Source organism: Streptomyces sp. NPDC107550 (assembly GCF_055639095.1).
This window is the reverse complement of sequence record NZ_JBVKBC010000033.1, coordinates 21,168-38,678: the sequence shown is the minus strand read 5'-3', so window position 1 is coordinate 38,678 and position 17,511 is coordinate 21,168. Positions and strand designations below refer to the sequence as shown.

The following is a 17,511-nucleotide window of genomic DNA, read 5'->3' as shown; positions in this document are numbered from 1 at the left end:
TACGAGCCTCGGCCAGGGCGCTATATGCGCCCTATACGCCCGGCCCGGGCCCGCTCCCGGCCCGCGTCCCCGCCGCTCAGGACGCCCGCAGGGCCTCCACGTCGTACAGGACGGTGCCCGTGAGCAGCGGGTCCTGGCTCACCCGTACGGTGAAGCCGTGCCGCTCCAGCAGGCCGCGTACGGCGTCGAGGCGGCCGTCCTCGTCGTGCACCTCGGCGACGACGGCGCCCACGCGCGGCCAGTGCTCGTCGGCGACGGTGCGCAGGACCTCCAGCTCGGCGCGTTCCACGTCGACCTTGAGGAGGTCGACGCGGTCGACGGCGTGCCGGCGCAGCAGGTCGGAGACGGTGACGGTGGGGACGGTGAACTCGACGCCGTCGTGCAGCCCTTCGACGAGTTCGCCCGCGTCCTCGGCGTCGACGCCGCTGTTGCGCAGGAACGCCAGGGTGATCGCGTCGTCGGCGGCTGCGTCGGCGTGCAGCCCGGAGTTGCCGGGCGCCTCGGGGTAGTACGTGAACGTCAGGGGGCCGGGCCGGTCGCTGACGGCGGCGCACTCGGCGTGCCAGCCGGGCGCGGCGTGCTCGACGAGGTTGCGGGTGAGGCAGGCGTGCAGGGCGGGCGCGGGTTCGGCGGCGACGATCCGGACGCCGGGGCACACGCGCGAGCAGTACACCGACATGAGGCCGATGTTGGCGCCGATGTCGACGACCGTGTCGCCGGGGCGCAGCCGCTGCGCGGCGCGGTGGTAGGCGCCCGGGGGCAGCATCTCGCGCCACATGGCGACGGCGGCGGGCCCGTTGGTGCACCACACATCGGGGCCGTCGGGCAACCGCCGGCGGGTGCCGCTGTCGAGGTCGATGTCGCTGGTCATGCTGCCTCCGTACCGAGCGCGAGCAGGAAGTCGAGGTCGGCGCCGGCGGTGAGCCCGACGTCGGCGACGGGTGTGTCCGGGGCGTCGAGGGACGCGTCGAGCAGCCGGGTCCACGTGGTGGCGAGCCGGTCGAGGGTTTCGGGCTCGAACAGGTCGGTGTCGTAGCGCAGGACGGCCCGGAAGCCGGTCGAGTCCTGCAACACCTCAACGGTCAGGTCGAGTTGGCCTTCCTGCTGCGGTACGTCGCACAGCTCCGCGCGCAGTCCGCCGAGCGTGACGGGGCCTTCGTAGAGGCCGGGCACGGGCAGCCGGTCGGCGGCGACGAGCGTGCAGGAGATACGGAACAGGGGGCTCGGCAGGCCCGTACCGGTGAGGAGTTCGACGGGGTGGCGGGCGTGCGCGAGGCCCTGGCGGAGCTGGGTCTGCGCGTCCCGCGCCGTGGTGAGCAGGGTGGTGCCCGGGGTGAAGCGGGCGGCGACGGGCAGGGCGTTGACGTAGTAGCCGACGGCCTGGCGGGTCTCGGGGGTGAAGCGGGTGGTGGCGGGCGTGCCGATGAGGAAGCCGTCGCCGCAGCCCGAGCGGTGCAGGGCGGCCTGGAAGGTGCCGAGCAGCCAGGCGAACGGGGTGAGCTTGTGCGCGGCGGCGACCTGCCGCAGCCGGCGCGCGGTGTCCGGGTCCCAGGCCAGGTCGTGGGTGGCGCCCTTGAGGGTGCGGTGGGCGGGCCTGGGCCGGTCGGCGGGGAGTTCGGCGGCGGGCAGGTGGGCGCACAGGTCCTGCCAGTGGGCGGCGGCGCGGGCGCCGCGCGCGGAGGCGGTGAACTCCCGCTCGGCCCGCACCTGGCGGTCCCAGTCGGCGCCCTCGGCGGGCGCCGCCGGGGCGGGCTCCGCGTGCCCGGTGCGGGCGCCGTACGCGGCGAACAGGTCGCGGACGAGCAGCCACTGCGAGGTGGCGTCGCTGACGATGTGGTGGGTGGCGGTGACGAGCACGCCGTCGTCGGGCGCCCGGCGCAGCAGCACCACCCGGCACGCGCCGTCGGACGCCAGCCGGAACGGTTCCTCACCGGCGTGGGTCGCCAGCCGGAACAGCTCCCCGTCGTCCGCGGCCTCCGGCACGTCCCGTACGTCGAGGCGCAGCGCCCCGGGCGCCATGACCTGACGTACGGGGCCCTCGTCGGCGGCGACGAAGCGGGAGCGGAGCAGTTCGTGGCGGGCGGCGACGTCGGTGAGCGCCGCCTGGAGCGCGGCGGTGTCGACGCGGTCGCGCAGCCGCACGGCGAGGACCACGTTGAAGGCGGAGCTGTCCGGGGCGAGCTGATGGGCCAGCCACAGCGCCTCCTGACCGGCCGAGACGAGCCCGCTGTCCGGGCCGCCCCGGGTGGCCGGGGGTTCGGCCATGGCGTATCAGTCCTTCCACAGATGGGACACGTCACCGAAGTGTTCGCGCACCCAGCCGTCCGAGTAGATGGTGTCGAGATAGCGGTCGCCGCCGTCGGGGAACATCAGCACGCAGGTGGAGCCCTCGGGCACGCGGTGCCGCGTCTTCCACAGCGCGGCGACGGCCGCGCCGGACGAGCCGCCCGCGAGGACCGCCTCCCGCGCGATGAGCCGCCGGCAGGCGACGACGCACTCCAGGTCGGAGATGTGCACGACCTCGTCGGCGTACGCGGGTTCGGCGAGCGGCGGCACGACGGACGCGCCGTGCCCGGGGATGAGGCGCTGGGTGGACTCCAGGCCGAAGATGGCGCTGCCGAACGCGTCGACGGCGACGATCTTCGTGTCGAGGCCGGCCTCCGTGATGCGGTCGCGGCAGCCGCGCAGCGTGCCGAAGGTGCTGACCGGGCAGAACAGATAGTCGACCTTGCCGTCGAGGGCGTCCTCGATCTCCCGCATGGTCGTCTCGTGCGCCTTGGGGTTGAGCAGGCTGGCGTACTGGTTGGGCCAGTACGCGTGCGGGGTGCGGGCGACGATCTCGCGCACCCGGCGCAGCCGCACGGGCAGGAACTCGCCGGTCAGCTCGTCGCGTTCGGTGACCACCTCGACCTCGGCGCGGTAGGCGCGCAGGATGGCGAGGTTCTGCTCGGTGGTCTTGCCGTCCACCACGCAGATGAAGCGCAGCCCGAAGTACCGGCAGATCTGGGCGAGGCCGACGGCGAGGTTGCCGGAGCTGGACTCGACGATCACGGACCGGCCGGGCTCCACCTCGCCGCCGCGGATGGCACCCAGCAGCATGCCGAGCGCCGAGCGGTCCTTGATGCTGCCGCCGGGGTTGAAGCGTTCGATCTTGCCGAAGACGCGGGAGCCGAAGTCGGGCAGCAGCCGGGTGAACTCGACGAGCGGGGTGTTGCCCACGGTCGACAGGATTCCGGGGAACGTGTTCTCGGGCATGGTGGGCCCTCCAGGGCTGCGGCTAGAGCGCCGGCTCGGCCGCGAGATACGCGGTGATCGCGTCGATGGTCGGATGGTCCCAGGCCAGGGTCGGTTCGACGACGAGGCCGAAGCGGTCCTCGATGTCGCCGCACAGGGTGAGGGCGTACACCGAGTCGAGGCCCATCTCGGCGAGGTCGGCGCCCTCGTCGACGTCGGCGGGGGCGCACTCCAGGTAGTAGGCGACCCGGTCGACCAGCCAGGCGCGGACGACCTGCGGTGAACGGGCCGGGGCGGCCGCGGTCTGGTTCATGACTCAACTCCCTTGAGCAGGGCGGCCGTTCGCGGCCAGCCTGAGGCGGAAAAGATCGAAGGTGGTGGCGGTGTCGTGGCGGCCGGTCAGCTCCTCCATGAGGGGGCCGACGACCGTCTCGGGCAGCGGCGCGCGGTGCGGTCCGAGCCGCTCGGCGAGCCGGTGCAGGGCCGCGGTGACCCACAGCGGCCCGGCGAGGAAGGGGTCGCCCGCCGGGTCCCGGCGGGCCTCGCGCCACACACCGAGGCAGGCGGCCGCGGCGAGCAGGTACACGTACCGCTCGGCGAGCAGGAAGCCGCGGCGGCCCGCGACCGGGGTACGGTCGCGGGGCGCGAGGGCGACGGCCCGGGCCGCGAGGTCCGCGAGCCGGTCACGCAACTCGCCCACGAGCCCCGCGAGTTCGGTGAGCGCCAGGTCGTCCACGGCCTGCTTCGCCAGGTCGTCGGCGTACGCGGGCAGCAGGGCGGCCAGGCCGTCGGCGCCGCGCGTGGTCAGCTCCAGGCGGTCCAGGTCGAGCGCGGGCAGCGGGCCGTGCGGGGCGAACAGGGCGTCCGCCGTCCCGGGCGCGCGGCCTTCCAGGGCGGGCTGCCAGGAGCGCTCGGCGAGGCGCGGGAGCTGCGGCACGATGTTCGACAGGCACACCGCGCCGCTCGCGTGCGCGAGGGAGACGACGGGCAGGTCGCGGGCGGCCTTCTGGAACGCGGCGTAGGGACCTTCGCGTACGTAGCTGCGGGCGCCGAGCAGCGTGCCGAGCCGGTAGGAGCTGTCCTGGAGGAGCTTCGGGACGAGGTACTTCACCGCCGCCGAGCGCACGCTCGCCTCCTCCGGCGCCAGGTGCAGGGTGCGGGCGGCGACGACGGACAGCGCGTCACAGACGAGCAGATCGACGAAGGCCCCGGTCAACGTGGCACGCGCCAACGGGAGTTCGCTGACCGCTCCCCCGTACAGGCGCCGCTCGCGGGCGAAGCCGAGGACCGTGCGCAACTGGCTGTCGCCGACGCCGACGACCATGCCGGGCAGCACGCAGCGGGTGACCTGGAAGACCTTCAGGACGGTCTCCATCGCCGCGCCCTCCTCGCCGAGCAGCGCGCCGGAAGGGACCGGGCAGTCCGTGAAGTCGGCACCGGCCAGCAGGCAGCCGCGTACGCCGGACGTCGGGTAGCGGGCGCCGCGCGCGAGGCGGTCCTGCGGCAGCGCCGTCAGGTCCACGAGGAAGTGGGAGTGGCCGCGGCTGCCGGGGCGGTCGTCGGTGCGGGCGAAGACGACGGCGGCCTCGGCGCGGCCGATGTTGTTGACGAGCTGCTTGCCGCCGTCGAGCGTGTAGCCCCCGGGGGCGGGCCGGGCGGTGAGCGCGACGCGCGCGAAGTCGCTGCCGTGGTCGAGTTCGGTGTACGCGGCGGCGATCCGGCCGCCGCCGATGAGCAGGTCGGCGGCGGCCCGCTGCTGGGCGGCGCTGCCGTCGGCCCACACCGGCAGCGACGCGATGAAGCTGGTCACGCCGTGCCCGATGGCGAGCGAGCAGTCGCGCCGGAACACACCGCGCAGCAGCAGGGCCAGCCGGTCGGCGCGCTCGAAACGCCCGCCGAGCGCGGCCGGCACGAACTCGGCGCCCAGCCCGTACGCAGCCAGCGCCTCCTCCCCCGCCGGCAGCAGCTCGCCGCGTTCGTCGGCGGCGAGCACGGCGGCGAGACCGAGCGGGTTGGCGGCGTCGCCGGGGTCACCGAGCAGCGCCTCCAGGCGGGCGGCGCGGTCCAGGGCGGTGTCTTGGGCAGGGTCGGTGCCGTGGTCCGGGGCGGGGTCGGCGCGGTCCGGGCCGGCCGGGGGGACGAGCAGCTCCGTCATGCCGCTTCCTCCGTCGTACGGTCGGGGCGCGCCGGGGCGGCCAACGGGCAGGGGAAGAGGGAGAACAGCAGGTTCGCGTCGGCCTGTTCGCGCAGCGCGGGCAGCAGCGCGACGAGGGCCGCGCCGTCCGCGTCGTCCAGGTCGGGCGCCCCGGTCAGCCGGCGCCCGAAGCGGGCGAGCACGGCGTCGAGCCAGGCGGCGTCCGTCCACAGCGGGCCGGCCGCGCGGGGCGTACCGGTGTTCTCCAGCCACAGGTGGACGGCGGCGGCACCCGCGTACACCAGCGCGTACCGCTGGGCCGCGCGGAACGCGGACTCCGGGACGGCGCGGGCCGTGTGCCGGGCCGCCGAAATCTCGGTGTGCAGGTCCTCGGCGAGGGCGAGCAGGGCGCGGGCCCGCTCGGTGACCGGCGCGGGCGCGAGCGCGGCGAGCCGCTCCACGGCCTCCGGCAGCGCCTGTACGACGCTGGAACCGGCCCGCGCGTACAGCGTGAGCCGGGCCGGGTCGAGGGGCGGCGCGGGCGCGTCGAGGCGGGCGGCCGCGGCGACCCCGTCCCGGTCGGCGAGACGGCCCCGCCAGCCCCGGCTCAGCACCGGGAACTGGTTGATGAGGGCGTTGAGGTTGACGGCGGTGCTGCCGTCGAAGATGCCGACGATGCGGTGGTCGCGCTCCAGCTTCTGGAAGGCGCCCGCGGCGAAGTCCTCGGTGAGCATGGCGCGGGCGCCGAGCAGTCCGCGCAGCGCCCCGATGACCTCGTCGCCGAGCGTGGGCACGAGGTACTTGGCGACGGCCGACACCGCGCTCTGCTCGCCGGTGAGGGTGTGCGCGGAGCGGGTGGCGACCCAGCTCGCCGCCTCCATGGCCAGCAGGTCGGCGTAGGACTCGGCCAGGGTGCGGGCGGCGTGCGGGAGTTCGGCGAGCGGGCGGCGGTAGAGGGTGTGCCCGGCGGCGAAGCCGTACGCGATCCGCAGGGCCTGGTCCGTCATGCCGAGGGACATGGCGGAGCACAGCGTGCGGGTGATCTGGAAGCCCTTGAGGATGATCTCCAGGCCCTCGCCCTCGGCGCCGACCAGCGCGTCGGCGGGGACCTCGGCGCCGTCCAGGACGAGGCCGCTGATGTCGGCGCCGCGCACTCCGTGCGTCGGCACATGCGGCAGCGGACGCCAACTGCCTTCGGCCAGCGCCGATTTGTCGACGAGGAAGAGGCTGAAGCCGCGGGATCCGCCCTCGGGCCGGGTGCGGGCGAGGACGCAGACGAGGTCGGCGCGGGTGGCGTTGTTGATGAGCCACTTGCGGCCGTCCAGGCGCCAGCCACACTCGGTGCGCTCGGCGGTCAGCTCGCCCGCGAGCAGGTCGCTGCCGTGGGCGGGTTCGGTGAGGGCGAGGGAGACGACCGCGCCGTCGTTGACGCGGGCCGCGAGCGCCGCCGCCTGCCCGGGCCTGCCGGCCACCCACACCGAGACGCAGCCCAGGTAGGTCTTGGCGTGCGCGAGCGCGGAGGTGAAGTCGCGGCGCGAGAGCGTGCGGATGAGCTGGAGCAGTTGCTCGCTGGTGCGCAGGTCGCCGCCGTGCTCGGCCGGGACGAAGTGGCGGGGCACGCCGAGCGCGTCCAGCTCCCGGCACACGGCGTCGGGGAACTCCTCGGCGCGGTCCCAGGCGGCGACCCGTGCGTAGGAGAAGGCGCGCCGCTCGTCGTGCGGGTCGCCGAGACGTTCCTCCAGGTCACGGCTGAGCCCATGCGGGTCGAAGACGGAGGCGAGGTCCGGGGCAGAGGCCGGGGCGGAGAGGGGGGCCGGCGCAGAGATCGGGGCAGGTGCAGCGGCGGAGGCAGGAGCGGCGGCGCGCAGCGAGGGCGCGGCCTCCAGGTGCAGGATGTCGAGTTCGCCGCTCTCGAAGAGCTGCCGCATCTGGGCGCGCCGGATCTTGCCGCTGGTGGTGCGCAGCACCCGTCCCGGCCGTACCAGGGCGACGGCGCCGACCTTCGCGCCGAGGACCTGGGCGAGCCGGGAGCGGGCGGTGCGGGCGAGGGCGGTCAGCTCCCGCTCGGTGCGCCCCCGGCCGCGTACCTCCTGCACGGCGACGATCTCCTCCGCGCCGCCGGACGCGGGCCGGGCGGTGAAGACGGCCGCGGGGTGGTCGGCGAACGCCGGGTCCAGGGCGCGCAGTTCGCGCTCGATGTCGTGCGGGTACAGGTTCCGGCCGTGCACGATCAGCATCTCCTTGATGCGGCCGGTGACGTACAACTGGCCCTCGCGCAGGGTGCCGAGGTCGCCGGTGCGCAGGAAGGGGCCCGCGCCGTCGGCGGTGCGCGCGGCGAACGTCCGCTCGCTCTCCTCGGGCCGGTTCCAGTAGCCGCGGGCGACGCTCGCGCCGCTGATCCAGATCTCGCCGATGCGGCCGTCGGGCAGCTCGGCGGCGCTGTCCGGGTCCACGACGCGTACGTCGAGGCCGCGTACGACACCGCTGGACACCAGCCGCTTCACGTCACCGGCGCCGTCCGTCGTGTTCGCGGGGCCGGGCGCGCCGGGGGTCACCTCGCCCCGGGCGAGGGCCGCGGCGTCGGCGGTGAGGACGGTCGGCGGGGCGCCGGCGAGGGCGCCGGATACGTACAGGGTGGACTCGGCCAGGCCGTAGCCGGGCAGCAGCGCGCGGGCGTCGAAGCCGGCACCGGCGTAGCGGCGGGCGAAGCGGTCGAGGGTGGCGGCGTCGATGGGCTCGGCGCCGTTGCAGGCGTAGCGCCAGCGCGACAGGTCCAGGCCCTCGGTCTGCTCCTCGGCGAGCCTGCGCGCGCACAGGTCGTACGCGAAGTCCGGCGCGCAACTGATCTCGGCGCCGCTGCGGTCGATGAGCCGCAGCCAGGACACGGGCCGCTTCAGGAACTCCGTGGCCGACATCAGGACGGCGGTGCCGCCGAGGTACAGCGGGGCGAGCATCATCGCGATGAGCCCCATGTCGTGGTACGGCGGCAGCCAGCTGCACCACGTCATGCCGGAGTCCCAGCCGTGGCTGTCGCGCATCAGGCCGAGGTTGTGGACGAGCGCCCCGTGCGGGACCATCACGCCCTTCGGGTCGCTGGTGGAGCCCGAGGTGTACTGGAGGAAGCAGAGCGTGCCCGCGTCCACGTCCGGCGCGCGCCAGGCGTCCGCGTCGCCGTCCGCCTCCACGTCCGCGATGTCGAGGGCGCCGGGCCGGCCCTCGTCCTCGTACGCCTCCGTGAGCCACCGGGTCACGGCGGGCAGCCCGGCGCGGTCGGTGAGGACGAGGCGGGCGCCGGTGTCGGCGGCGATGGCGGTGGTCCGCGTCTCCTGCCGCCCGAACCCGCCGGGCAGCGGCACCGGCACCGGCACGGCCCCGGCGTACAGGCAGGCGAGGAACGCGCGCAGGAAGCCGGTGCCGGGCCCGCAGGACACCAGGACCCGGTCGCCCGGGGCGGTCAGGCCGCTCAGCCGGTGGGCGGCGGCCCGTGCCGCGCGGTCCAGTCCGCCGTACGTCACCTCTTCCTCGTCGGCGCCGGAGCAGAAGCGGACGGCGGCGCGGCCGGGGCGCTGCCCGGCCCTGCGGCGCAGCGCGCCCACGAAGCTCTCGAAGTCGGTCACCCCAACTCCTCACCCTCTGCGGCTCGTTCGGGCCGCGCTCGCACAGCAGTGGTCTGGTGCATCAGGCAACCGGCGGGCCCTATGCGGCACCTATACGTGTCGGCCACGTGTCCGCGCCCGGCAGGGCCCGCCGGCCTGAGCCGGGTCAGCCGGCCGGGCCGGGTCAGCCGCAGCCGCCCGCGTGCCCGTCGTCCACGGTCCGGTCCGGGACGGGCGCGGACACCGGCACCGGTGCCGGGGCGGCGGGCGCCGCGTCCCCCGCGCCGGCGGCCTCCATGCGGCCGGTGACGGCGGCGACGAAGGCGGGCAGCCGGTCCACGCCCCAGTACTTGTCGTAGTGGTCCACGAAGAACGGCACCCCGAACACCCCGTCCCGCTCGATGTCCAGGAGCACCCGCAGCCCCTCGGCCCGCAGCTCCGGGTCCTCGGCGGCGCCCGCCAACTCGGCGCCGTCGAGCTCGAGTTCCGGCGCGAACGCGGCGATCACCGCCGGGTCGCAGATGTCCTCGCCGCGCTCCCAGCGGGCGCGGGCGGCGAGCGCGATGTACTCGGACCCGCGCCCGTGCCGGGCCGCCGCCAGATAGCCGAGGTGCGGCACCTCCCACACCGGGTCGCGGTCCACGGGCCAGCTGAAGACGAGCCCGCGCTCGGCGGCCAGCCGCCGCACGTCCTGGAGGATGTAGCGGTGCTTGGCCGCCGACATCGGCGTGTAAGGGAACGCGCCCCCGGCGTCCGTGAGCAGCGCGAGGCTGCGCGCGTCCGGCTCGAAGAACGGCACCCACTCCAGGGCCGCGGCGACCTCCGGGTGGTGCCGGGTGAGGTCGTGGTGCGCGAGCCACGAGTAGGGGCTGCGCAGCGAGAAGTAGAACCGCGGGGGCCGCCGCGTACGGCGGCCCCCGCGGGCGGCGGCGCTCACAGGGAGATACCGCCGTCCACCTGGAACACCTGCCCCGTGATGTACGAGGACTGCGGCGACACCAGGAACGCGACGAGCGAGGCGACGTCCTCGGGCGTGCCGAACCGCTTGAGCGGGATGCGGCCCCGCATCTCCTTGGCCGTCTTCGGCGGCAGCACCGAGGTCATGTCGGTGTCGATGAACCCGGGCGCGACCGCGTTGGCGCGGATGCCGTGCCGGCCCGCCTCCTTGGCGAAGGACCGGGTGAAGCCGATGATCCCGGCCTTGGACGCCGAGTAGTTGGTCTGGCCCGCGTTGCCGGCGACGCCCGCCACCGACGACAGCGTGACCACGGACCCGCCACCGCGCTTGATCATGGGGAACGCGACGGACCGGCACAGGTGGTAGGTGCCGTCGAGGTTGGTGCGCACGACGGCGTCCCAGTCCTCGTCCGGCATCAGCACGAGCGGGCTGTCCCGGGTGATGCCGGCGGAGGTGACGGCGGCCGTCGCGGGCCCGAGGGTGTCCTCGGCGCCCGCGACGAACTCCCGTACCTGGGCGGCGTCGGAGACGTCCACGCGGCGCGCGTACACCCGGCGGCCCAGCGCGCGCACCTCCTTCTCCACGAGGTTCGCGGACTGCTCGTCGGAGCGGTAGCAGAACGCCACGTCGTGCCCGTCCCGGGCCAGCCGCTCCACCACCGCCCTTCCGATCCCCCGCGATCCGCCGGTGACCAGCGCGACCTTGGCGCTCTGTGCCGGCTCCGCCATGCCTGTCGGCTCTGCCATGCCTGTCGTCTCCTCGATGAGTGGGGCGGGGGGTTTCACGCGGGGGCGAGGGCCCGCTCGGGGGCGGGCGCGAGGTCCGCGACATCGCGCAGCGTCACCACGAACGCCCCGAAGCCGAGGACCTGCCGGCCGCCCGCCCAGGTCTCGCCCGCGAGGACGGCCGTCTCACCGGCCGCCTTCACGAGCCGCACCCGGTGCTCCAGGACGTCGCCCGGGTAGGCGCGGCCTTCGACGGTGACCTCGTTGATGGAACCGGCGAGTTCGACCTTCCCGGCGAGCACGTCCGGGTTGGGCGCCTCCCACACCGACAGCAGCACCGCGGACTGCGCCCACGACTCGATCGCCAGCGAGACCGGGTAGGCGTAGTCCTCGGCGGCCGCGTCGGCGCCGAGCGGCGCGTAGCAGGGCTCGTTGCCGGAGACGGCCTTGACGGCGGTCAGCGACACGCCGGGCTCGACCTCGGTGACCCGGTCGACCAGCAGGATCTGGCCCCGGTGCGGGATGGTGTTCTTGATCCGGTCGACGCCGTACCCGCTCACGCGGCACCCTCGGCTTCCCGGGCGGCCGGTGCGGCGCCCTCGCGTACGCGGTAACGCAGCCGGATGTCGGCCACCTTGCCGCGGTTGGTGGAGACGGCCGCCTTGAACAGCAGACCGGCCGCGTTGTCGGCGACGGCCACGTCCGCGAGGACCCGGTCGCCGGGGAACACCGGCCGGTGGAAGCGGCAGCGGTCCATGGCGACGAGATCGACCTCGCCGCCCTCGGCGCCGTCACGGGCGGGCACGTTGCCGTGCGCCCACTGGCGGACCGTGCGGTCGGCGGCCTCGATGAGGAAGACGCCGGGCAGCACCGGGAAGCCGGGGTAGTGGCCCTCGATGACCGGGTCGTCGACCGGCACGTCGAACGCGGTGACCGCGCCCCGCTCGCCGCTGCGGATCAGCTCCAGGTCGCCCATCGGCGTCGCGGCGCTCACCGCTGCTCCCGCAGCTTCGCGTCGAGCAGGTCGTACGTGCCCTGCAACGAGGTGATGGCGGCCAGCTCGGTCTCCTGGAGCTTGACGCCGTACTCGCGCTCCAGGCTGACGGTGATCTCCAGCGCCATCAGCGAGTCCACGTCGAGGTCCTCGGTGAAGTGGGCGGTGTCGGTGACGTCGGCGACGTCCAGGTCCAGGACCTCGGCGACCAGATCGCGCAGGCGCTCCTTGTCGAGGGCCGGGGCGGCGGCGGTGGTGATGTCGGGCATGGGTGGGTCCTTCCGGGTGGTGGGCGGTCTCGGTGGAGCCGGGCGGGTCCCAGGCGGGGCGGGCCCCGGGTTGTCGTGGGCGTGCGCGGTTCCTCGCGCCCCTTCAGGGAGTTGGTCGGGTCGGGGCGGGCTTTCGTAGGTGGGGCGGGGTGAGGGTCAGGAGGCCGCTCACCGCTGCCCCGGGCGCAGGACCACGGCGCCGGTCTGGCCGTCGGGGTCCACGGAGGTGACGAGCACGGGCCCGTCCGGCGCGGCGGCGAGCGCCCCGGCCAGTTGCAGCGAGGCGGAGGCGGCGCCGAGGTCGCCGACGAGCCGGCGCAGCCGCAGCCGGGGCGGATGGTGCTCCCCGAAGACGGCGGCGAGCGCGGCGTCCTCGCGGGCGCCGAGCGGGCCCCCGGCGTCGGACGGCACGAGCAGGGCGATGTCCTCGGCGCGCACGTCGGCCTCCTTCAGCGCCTCGGTGACCGAGCGGGTGACGGCCTCGTCGGCGCGCTCGGGGTCGCCGAAGGCGATGAAGCGGCAGCCGGCGAGGGAGGCGAGCGGGGTGCGGCCGTGGGCGCGGGCCCGCTCCGCGGACTCGAGCAGGAACAGCGCGCAGCCCTCCCCGAGCGGCCCGACGGGCTGGTGGTGGGGGCCACCGGTACGGGCCCGGTACTCCAGCCAGGCGCGCTCGGTGGAGAACTCCTCGACGGCACCGCACAGCACCGCCTCGCAGTGCCGCCTGCGCAGCAGCCGGGCCGCGTAGTTGAGGGCGAGCAGGCCGGTCAGGGCGCCGCCGGAGACCGTGGTGTTGGGGCCGCGCAGGGTGTGCCAGATGGCGCTCTGCCCGGCGGCGCGGTTCATCACGGTGTTCGGGAACAGCGCCGGGTCGACGTGGAAGGGCTTCTCCCCGCCGAGCGAGTCACGGGTGAAGTCCATGATGCTCTGCACGCTGCCGTGACCGGTGCCGAGGACCATGCCGACGGCCTCGGGCACGTCCTGCGCGAGCCCGGGCCCGGCCTCGTCGAGCAGCATCCCGGCGGTGTGCACGGCGAGCGCGGTGACCCGGTCCATGGCACGGGTGCCCTTGCGGCCGAGGACCGCGCGGATGTCGAACCCGGCGATGCGCCCGGCTCGTTCGTACGGACCGAAGTCGCCGTCGCCGGGCCCGTCCTCGGTGTCCGGGTCGGCTGTGCGCACCGCGACGCGCGTCTGCCGCACGCCCTCGGCGAACGCCTCGGCGCCGAGGCCGTAGGGCGTGGCCGCGGACCAGCCGGAGACGACCAGGGTGTCCGGGTCCGCCCCGGTGGCAAGACTGGCACTCATCGCTGTCAGCTCCTGAAAGTCGTAAGGGGTACGGGAGTTACGGGCGTGCGGGCGGTACGTGAAGGGCGGCGCGCGGCCGTGCGGGAGGTGCGGGTCAGCCCCAGGCGCCGGCGGCGGCGTGCAGTTCCGCGCCGTCCACGCCGATGGTGTTGCCGGTCAGCCACGAGGACTCCGAGCGCGAGAGCAGCGCGACGGCGTCGGCGACGTCCTCGGGGCGGGTCAGGCGGCCGTGCGGGTTGTTCTCGGCGGCGCGCTCGACGTACCCGGCGTGCTCGGGGATGCGCTGGAGTGCGGGCGTGAGCGTGGTCCCGGCGCGCAGGGCGTTCACGGCGACGCCGCTGGTCGCCAACTCGCAGGCCAGTTGCCGCACATGGGACTCCAGGGCGGACTTGGCCGCGCTGACCGCCCCGTAGCTCGGCAGGTGCTGGGAGGTGCCCGCGCTGGTGAGGGCGTAGACCTTGGAGCCGGGGCGCAGCAGTCCCGCGGCGGCCAGGTCCTGCGTCCAGTAGATGAGGCTGTTGGCCATGACGTCGAGCGTCATCTCCAGCTGGCGCGGGGCGAGTTGCTTGTCCCAGCCCTCGCGCGGCAGGAACGGTACGAGGGTGCCGAAGGCCAGTGAGTGGACGAGGACGCGGATGCCGCCGCCGTGCGCGGTCAGTTCGGCCAGCTCCGGCAGGAGGCGGGCGCGGGTCGCCTTGGCCGCCGCGTTGGCGTTGAAGAAACGGGCCTGGACGCCCTTGGCGCGGATCTCGTCGACGGTCCGGGCGATCTCCTCGTCGCGGGAGGCGGTGTCGAAGTGGACCCCGGCGATGTGGACGCCCTCTTCGGCGAGGCCGAGCGCGACGGCCCGGCCGATGCCGCTGGACGCGCCCAGGACCAGGCACCAGCTTCCCTCAAGCGGTTTCAGCATGCTGCGCCTCCATGGCGTGACGGTGGACGTGGGCGGGATCGGGGTCGGGGACGCCGGGGGCGGGGCCGACCGCGGCGAGGGCGATCTGGCCGGACGCCGTGGCGCTGACGACGAGCCGGGGGCCCGTGCCGGCCGAGGTGATGGCGTGCGCGAGGGCGAGCGCCGGCCCCAGGCACCCGGCCCCGGACGGCCCGGGGACGCTGGAGCCCTCGCCCTGCCCCGCGTACGCGGCGGGCCCGGCGGACCCGGTGTACTCGGCGAGCGCCGCCCGCACGATGTCCGCGACGGCCGAGCCGTCCTGATCGAGATGCGGGACGACCGCTTCCGCGCCGGACGGCACCAGCGCGGCCAGCGCGTCCGTGAGGGCGCGGCGGGCGGCGGCCCGTCCGCCGGCGCCGGTGAGCGCGGCGGGCGGTACGAACAGCGAGCGGGCGGCGGCCACGGCCCGTACCCGCGCGCCCCGCGCCCGCGCCGCGGCGAGCGGTTCCAGGGCGAACGCGCAGGCCCCCTGCTCCCCGCCGCCGCCCCGCGCCGCGGGCAGCGGTTCCTCGGCGGCGGTCAGCAGCAGCGCGTCGCAGCGCCCGGCGGCCAGCGCGAGGGCGCCGGTGCCGAGGGCGTCGAGCGCGGCGGTGCGTTCGGTGGCGACCGTCAACGCGAAGCCCTCCAGGCCGAGTTCGGCGCTGACGCGGTTGCCGAGCACGTTGACGGCGAAGTAGGGCGCGCTGGCCGGGGAGAGCCGCTCGGCGCCCTCTTCGACGACGGTGGCGTCCATCGCGTCGAACAGCCCGGCGAGCCCCGCGTTGGTCGCCAGCAGCAGGCCGCGCCGGGACGCGGGCACGGGCCCCGGCCAGCCCTCGGCGGCGACGGCGGCGCGGGAGGCCGCCAGGGCGTACTGGGCGGCGGGCGGCAGGTACTTGTAGCCGCGCGGGCCGAGCCGCACCCGGTGGTCGAACCAGGGCGTGTCCCCGTCGCCGGGACGGCCGCCGCCCGCCGCCGCCCGCGCGGGCTCGTCGCCCCAGGGCGTGACGACGCCGATGCCGGTGACGGCGAGCAGCGCCGCGTGGTCCGTCGGGACGTTCATCGGTACTCCCCTCCTGTGCCGGCGCCGAAAGCCGTGCCCGTGCCGCCCGTTCCGACCGCGGTGTCCGTGCTGTCCGCGGTGTCCGCGGTGTCCGCGGTGAGCGCCCCGAGGACGAGCGAGGCGTTGTTCCCGCCGAAGCCGTACGCGTTGACCAGCACCCGGCGCCCGGTCAGGGGCGTCGCCGCGCCCTGCGGCAGCAGCACGTCGCAGGCCGGGTCCTGGGAGACGAGGGGCACGTTCGGCGGGACCGTGCCGTGGCGCAGGATGAGCGCGGCCGCGACCGCCCCGAGCGCGGCCGACGCCCCGCCCGCGTGTCCGACGAGCGCCTTGAGGCTGTACAGCGGCACGCGGGCCGCGTCCGCGCCGAGCACCCGGTGCAGCGCCCTGCTCTCCAGGGCGTCGTTGAGCTGGGTGCCGGTGCCGTGCGGGATGACGCAGCCGAGGTCGCCGGGCGCCCCGCCGAGGGCCTCGCGCATGGCCCGTACGATCGGCTCGCCGTCCTCGCGCGGTGCCGTCGGATGGTCGGCGTCGCAGCTCCACCCGGTGCCCCGGAGCGTGAGCGCCCGGCTGCCGGCGCCGAGCGCGCCCCGGGCCCTCGCGTGCGCCGCCGACTCGACGACGAGGACACCGGCGCCCTCCGCGAACACGGTCCCGGCGCGGTCGGCCTCGAAGGGCCGGCAGCGTTCGGGGTCGATGGCGCCGAGCCGGTCGAAGCAGCCGAGCGCGACCCGCGAGTAGGCGTCGGCGCCGCCCGCGATGACCACGTCCGCCTGCCCGGAGCGCACCAGGTCGGCGGCGGCCCCGATGGCGTACGCCCCGGCGGCGCAGGCGTTGGCGATGTCCGACGCGGCGCCGACCAGGCCGAGTTCGGCGGCGAGCCGGGTCGCCAGCCGGAAGGGCGGCCGCCAGCCGCCGTCGCCGCGCCCGCGCTCGTTGGCGCCGGGCTCGCCCATGCAGCTCCCGAGCACGACGGCCGTACGGGTGCCGGCGGGCAGCGGCGCCTGGAGCCCCGCGTCGGCCAGCGCCTCGGCGGCGGCCAGCGAAGCGAACCGCGCCGCCCGCCCTTCGGCTCCGGAGTCGGGGACCAGGCTGATGAGCGGCAGCTTCATGCGGGCGTGCGGGTCGGACGGGCGGTCGGGCAGCCGGACCCCGGCCGCCGTCATCGCCCGCCACAGCCCGTCCGCGCCTGCGCCGTGACAGCTCACGGCGCCGACCCCGGTGACCACGACCCCGGCCTCGCGGTTCATGCCGAGCGACCCTCCAGGGCCGCGTTCATGCGGTCGTCGAAGGAGACCAGGGACCAGTCGCGGCGGTTCTCGATGACCGCGTACCCGTGGGTGATGCGGCCCGTCGCGGTCTGCACCAGCTCGCCGTCGCGCAGGACGTAGGTGTCCATGCGGGAGTCGTAGGTGAAGCCCTTGAAGACGCTCTCGACGGTGAGGACGATGTACAGGTCCTCCTCCATGCGCGCCTCGTCGAGGACCGTGATCCGCGAGTGCGGCACGACCGGGATCCAGTTCTGCTCGTCGAGCAGCGTCTTGATGGAGACGCCCCGGTCGGCGACGAGCCGGTCCTTGGCCTCCTCCATCAGACGCAGGTAGCCGGACATCTGCTGGCGCTCGGTGAAGTGGCAGTACCAGTACGGGATGCGGAACTTCCAGGCGTACGCGTTCTTGCCCGCCGTCAGCTCCTTGAGCAGGTCCTCGGCGTGCACGTCGGCCTCGACGGGCTCCGGGGTCCAGGCCGGCTCGGCGCCGAGCCGGTCCACGGCGAACGGGGCGAGCGCGGCCGGCACCGGCTTCTCGCCGCCGCCGCGCGGGTCGAGGCGGAGTTGCACGCGCACGGTCGAGGTGACCGCCTTGAGCAGCGTGTCGCGCTGCACGTAGAGGGTGACGGAGAACAGCAGGTCGTCGTCGCCCGCCTTGCGGTGCGGCTTCACCTCGGCGGTCGCGGTGTCGTCGATGTGGAAGGCGTGCAGGATGCGGGTGTCGATGTCGACGAGGTCGGTGCACAGCCCGTACTCCTCGTACACCGTGCCGGGCGCGATGCCGGCCTGGCGCAGATGGTTCAGCACGGCTTCCTCGACGAGGTAGTTGACGTGCTTGAACCCGATCCAGGTGCAGATGTTGGAACCCTCGTAGCGGGGCCTGATCTCCAGGGAGCTGGGCTCCCGCAGGGCGCTGACGGCGGCGGCGATGCCGGTGGTGGAGGTGGTCGTCACGTCGACTCCGGTGCGTGGGAAGTGGGCAGGACAGCGGGCCGGGCGGCCCGCAGGCGCGCGCGACCGCCCGAAGGCCCGCAGGTC

General features: G+C 75.3%; 16 protein-coding genes. All 16 read right to left on the bottom strand.

Going from position 1 to position 17,511, the window contains the following annotated elements; translation table 11 throughout:
* Nucleotides 1–76: 76 nt before the first annotated feature.
* Entirely contained in the window at nucleotides 77–871 is a 795-nt protein-coding gene (locus ACZ7LY_RS29490; protein WP_471627796.1) for an FkbM family methyltransferase, read from the bottom strand.
* Nucleotides 868–2,265, bottom strand: a complete 1,398-nt coding sequence (locus ACZ7LY_RS29485) for a condensation domain-containing protein (protein ID WP_471627795.1) — start codon at nucleotides 2,263–2,265, stop codon at nucleotides 868–870. Before ACZ7LY_RS29485 ends, ACZ7LY_RS29490 begins: the two co-directional genes overlap by 4 nt.
* A 6-nt stretch (nucleotides 2,266–2,271) precedes the next feature.
* Nucleotides 2,272–3,255, bottom strand: a complete 984-nt coding sequence (sbnA, locus tag ACZ7LY_RS29480) for a 2,3-diaminopropionate biosynthesis protein SbnA (protein ID WP_471627794.1) — start codon at nucleotides 3,253–3,255, stop codon at nucleotides 2,272–2,274.
* A 22-nt stretch (nucleotides 3,256–3,277) separates the two neighbouring features.
* Nucleotides 3,278–3,547, bottom strand: coding sequence for an acyl carrier protein (locus ACZ7LY_RS29475; protein WP_471627793.1), 270 nt, complete (start codon nucleotides 3,545–3,547; stop codon nucleotides 3,278–3,280).
* Between the two features lie 3 nt (nucleotides 3,548–3,550).
* The gene (locus ACZ7LY_RS29470) at nucleotides 3,551–5,389 is read right to left on the bottom strand and encodes an acyl-CoA dehydrogenase (protein ID WP_471627792.1); all 1,839 of its coding nucleotides are present in this window, start codon (nucleotides 5,387–5,389) and stop codon (nucleotides 3,551–3,553) included.
* On the bottom strand, nucleotides 5,386–8,985 hold the full coding sequence (locus tag ACZ7LY_RS29465) for an AMP-binding protein (protein ID WP_471627791.1): 3,600 nt from the start codon (nucleotides 8,983–8,985) through the stop codon (nucleotides 5,386–5,388). The genes ACZ7LY_RS29470 and ACZ7LY_RS29465 overlap by 4 nt, the downstream gene beginning before the upstream one ends.
* Before the next feature lie 163 nt (nucleotides 8,986–9,148).
* A complete protein-coding gene (locus ACZ7LY_RS29460; protein WP_471627790.1) occupies nucleotides 9,149–9,901 on the bottom strand; it encodes a DsbA family protein in 753 nt (250 codons plus the stop codon).
* On the bottom strand, nucleotides 9,898–10,668 hold the full coding sequence (gene fabG / locus ACZ7LY_RS29455; protein ID WP_471627789.1) for a 3-oxoacyl-[acyl-carrier-protein] reductase: 771 nt from the start codon (nucleotides 10,666–10,668) through the stop codon (nucleotides 9,898–9,900). The genes ACZ7LY_RS29460 and fabG overlap by 4 nt, the downstream gene beginning before the upstream one ends.
* A gap of 35 nt (nucleotides 10,669–10,703) precedes the next feature.
* Nucleotides 10,704–11,207 carry a 3-hydroxyacyl-ACP dehydratase FabZ family protein gene (locus ACZ7LY_RS29450; protein ID WP_471627788.1) on the bottom strand — a complete coding sequence of 168 codons (504 nt, stop codon included), beginning with the start codon at nucleotides 11,205–11,207 and terminating at the stop codon, nucleotides 10,704–10,706.
* Nucleotides 11,204–11,641 (bottom strand): 3-hydroxyacyl-ACP dehydratase FabZ family protein, encoded by a 438-nt coding sequence (locus tag ACZ7LY_RS29445; protein WP_471627787.1) that lies wholly within the window; start codon nucleotides 11,639–11,641, stop codon nucleotides 11,204–11,206. Before ACZ7LY_RS29445 ends, ACZ7LY_RS29450 begins: the two co-directional genes overlap by 4 nt.
* Nucleotides 11,638–11,910 (bottom strand): acyl carrier protein, encoded by a 273-nt coding sequence (locus ACZ7LY_RS29440; RefSeq protein WP_471627786.1) that lies wholly within the window; start codon nucleotides 11,908–11,910, stop codon nucleotides 11,638–11,640. Before ACZ7LY_RS29440 ends, ACZ7LY_RS29445 begins: the two co-directional genes overlap by 4 nt.
* 168 nt (nucleotides 11,911–12,078) lie before the next feature.
* Nucleotides 12,079–13,215 carry a beta-ketoacyl synthase N-terminal-like domain-containing protein gene (locus ACZ7LY_RS29435; RefSeq protein ID WP_471627785.1) on the bottom strand — a complete coding sequence of 379 codons (1,137 nt, stop codon included), beginning with the start codon at nucleotides 13,213–13,215 and terminating at the stop codon, nucleotides 12,079–12,081.
* A 94-nt stretch (nucleotides 13,216–13,309) separates the two neighbouring features.
* Nucleotides 13,310–14,125: an SDR family oxidoreductase gene (locus ACZ7LY_RS29430; protein ID WP_471627784.1), complete on the bottom strand. Its 816-nt coding sequence runs from the start codon at nucleotides 14,123–14,125 to the stop codon at nucleotides 13,310–13,312.
* Nucleotides 14,109–15,206: a beta-ketoacyl synthase N-terminal-like domain-containing protein gene (locus ACZ7LY_RS29425; RefSeq protein ID WP_471627783.1), complete on the bottom strand. Its 1,098-nt coding sequence runs from the start codon at nucleotides 15,204–15,206 to the stop codon at nucleotides 14,109–14,111. The genes ACZ7LY_RS29430 and ACZ7LY_RS29425 overlap by 17 nt, the downstream gene beginning before the upstream one ends.
* Nucleotides 15,203–16,453, bottom strand: coding sequence for a beta-ketoacyl synthase N-terminal-like domain-containing protein (locus tag ACZ7LY_RS29420; RefSeq protein WP_471627782.1), 1,251 nt, complete (start codon nucleotides 16,451–16,453; stop codon nucleotides 15,203–15,205). The genes ACZ7LY_RS29425 and ACZ7LY_RS29420 overlap by 4 nt, the downstream gene beginning before the upstream one ends.
* Entirely contained in the window at nucleotides 16,450–17,427 is a 978-nt protein-coding gene (locus ACZ7LY_RS29415) for an acyl-CoA thioesterase (protein ID WP_471627781.1), read from the bottom strand. Before ACZ7LY_RS29415 ends, ACZ7LY_RS29420 begins: the two co-directional genes overlap by 4 nt.
* Between the last annotated feature and the right edge of the window lie 84 nt (nucleotides 17,428–17,511).

Bases quoted from the DNA above. Each gene is read 5' to 3' on its own strand.
- ACZ7LY_RS29485 (WP_471627795.1), bottom strand. From the start codon at position 2,265: ATGGCCGAACCCCCGGCCACCCGGGGCGGCCCGGACAGCGGGCTCGTC.
- ACZ7LY_RS29470 (WP_471627792.1), bottom strand. From the start codon at position 5,389: ATGACGGAGCTGCTCGTCCCCCCGGCCGGCCCGGACCGCGCCGACCCC.
- ACZ7LY_RS29490 (WP_471627796.1), bottom strand. From the start codon at position 871: ATGACCAGCGACATCGACCTCGACAGCGGCACCCGCCGGCGGTTGCCC.
- ACZ7LY_RS29425 (WP_471627783.1), bottom strand. From the start codon at position 15,206: ATGAACGTCCCGACGGACCACGCGGCGCTGCTCGCCGTCACCGGCATC.
- ACZ7LY_RS29475 (WP_471627793.1), bottom strand. From the start codon at position 3,547: ATGAACCAGACCGCGGCCGCCCCGGCCCGTTCACCGCAGGTCGTCCGC.
- sbnA (WP_471627794.1), bottom strand. From the start codon at position 3,255: ATGCCCGAGAACACGTTCCCCGGAATCCTGTCGACCGTGGGCAACACC.
- ACZ7LY_RS29440 (WP_471627786.1), bottom strand. From the start codon at position 11,910: ATGCCCGACATCACCACCGCCGCCGCCCCGGCCCTCGACAAGGAGCGC.
- ACZ7LY_RS29435 (WP_471627785.1), bottom strand. From the start codon at position 13,215: ATGAGTGCCAGTCTTGCCACCGGGGCGGACCCGGACACCCTGGTCGTC.
- fabG (WP_471627789.1), bottom strand. From the start codon at position 10,668: ATGGCAGAGCCGACAGGCATGGCGGAGCCGGCACAGAGCGCCAAGGTC.
- ACZ7LY_RS29420 (WP_471627782.1), bottom strand. From the start codon at position 16,453: ATGAACCGCGAGGCCGGGGTCGTGGTCACCGGGGTCGGCGCCGTGAGC.
- ACZ7LY_RS29430 (WP_471627784.1), bottom strand. From the start codon at position 14,125: ATGCTGAAACCGCTTGAGGGAAGCTGGTGCCTGGTCCTGGGCGCGTCC.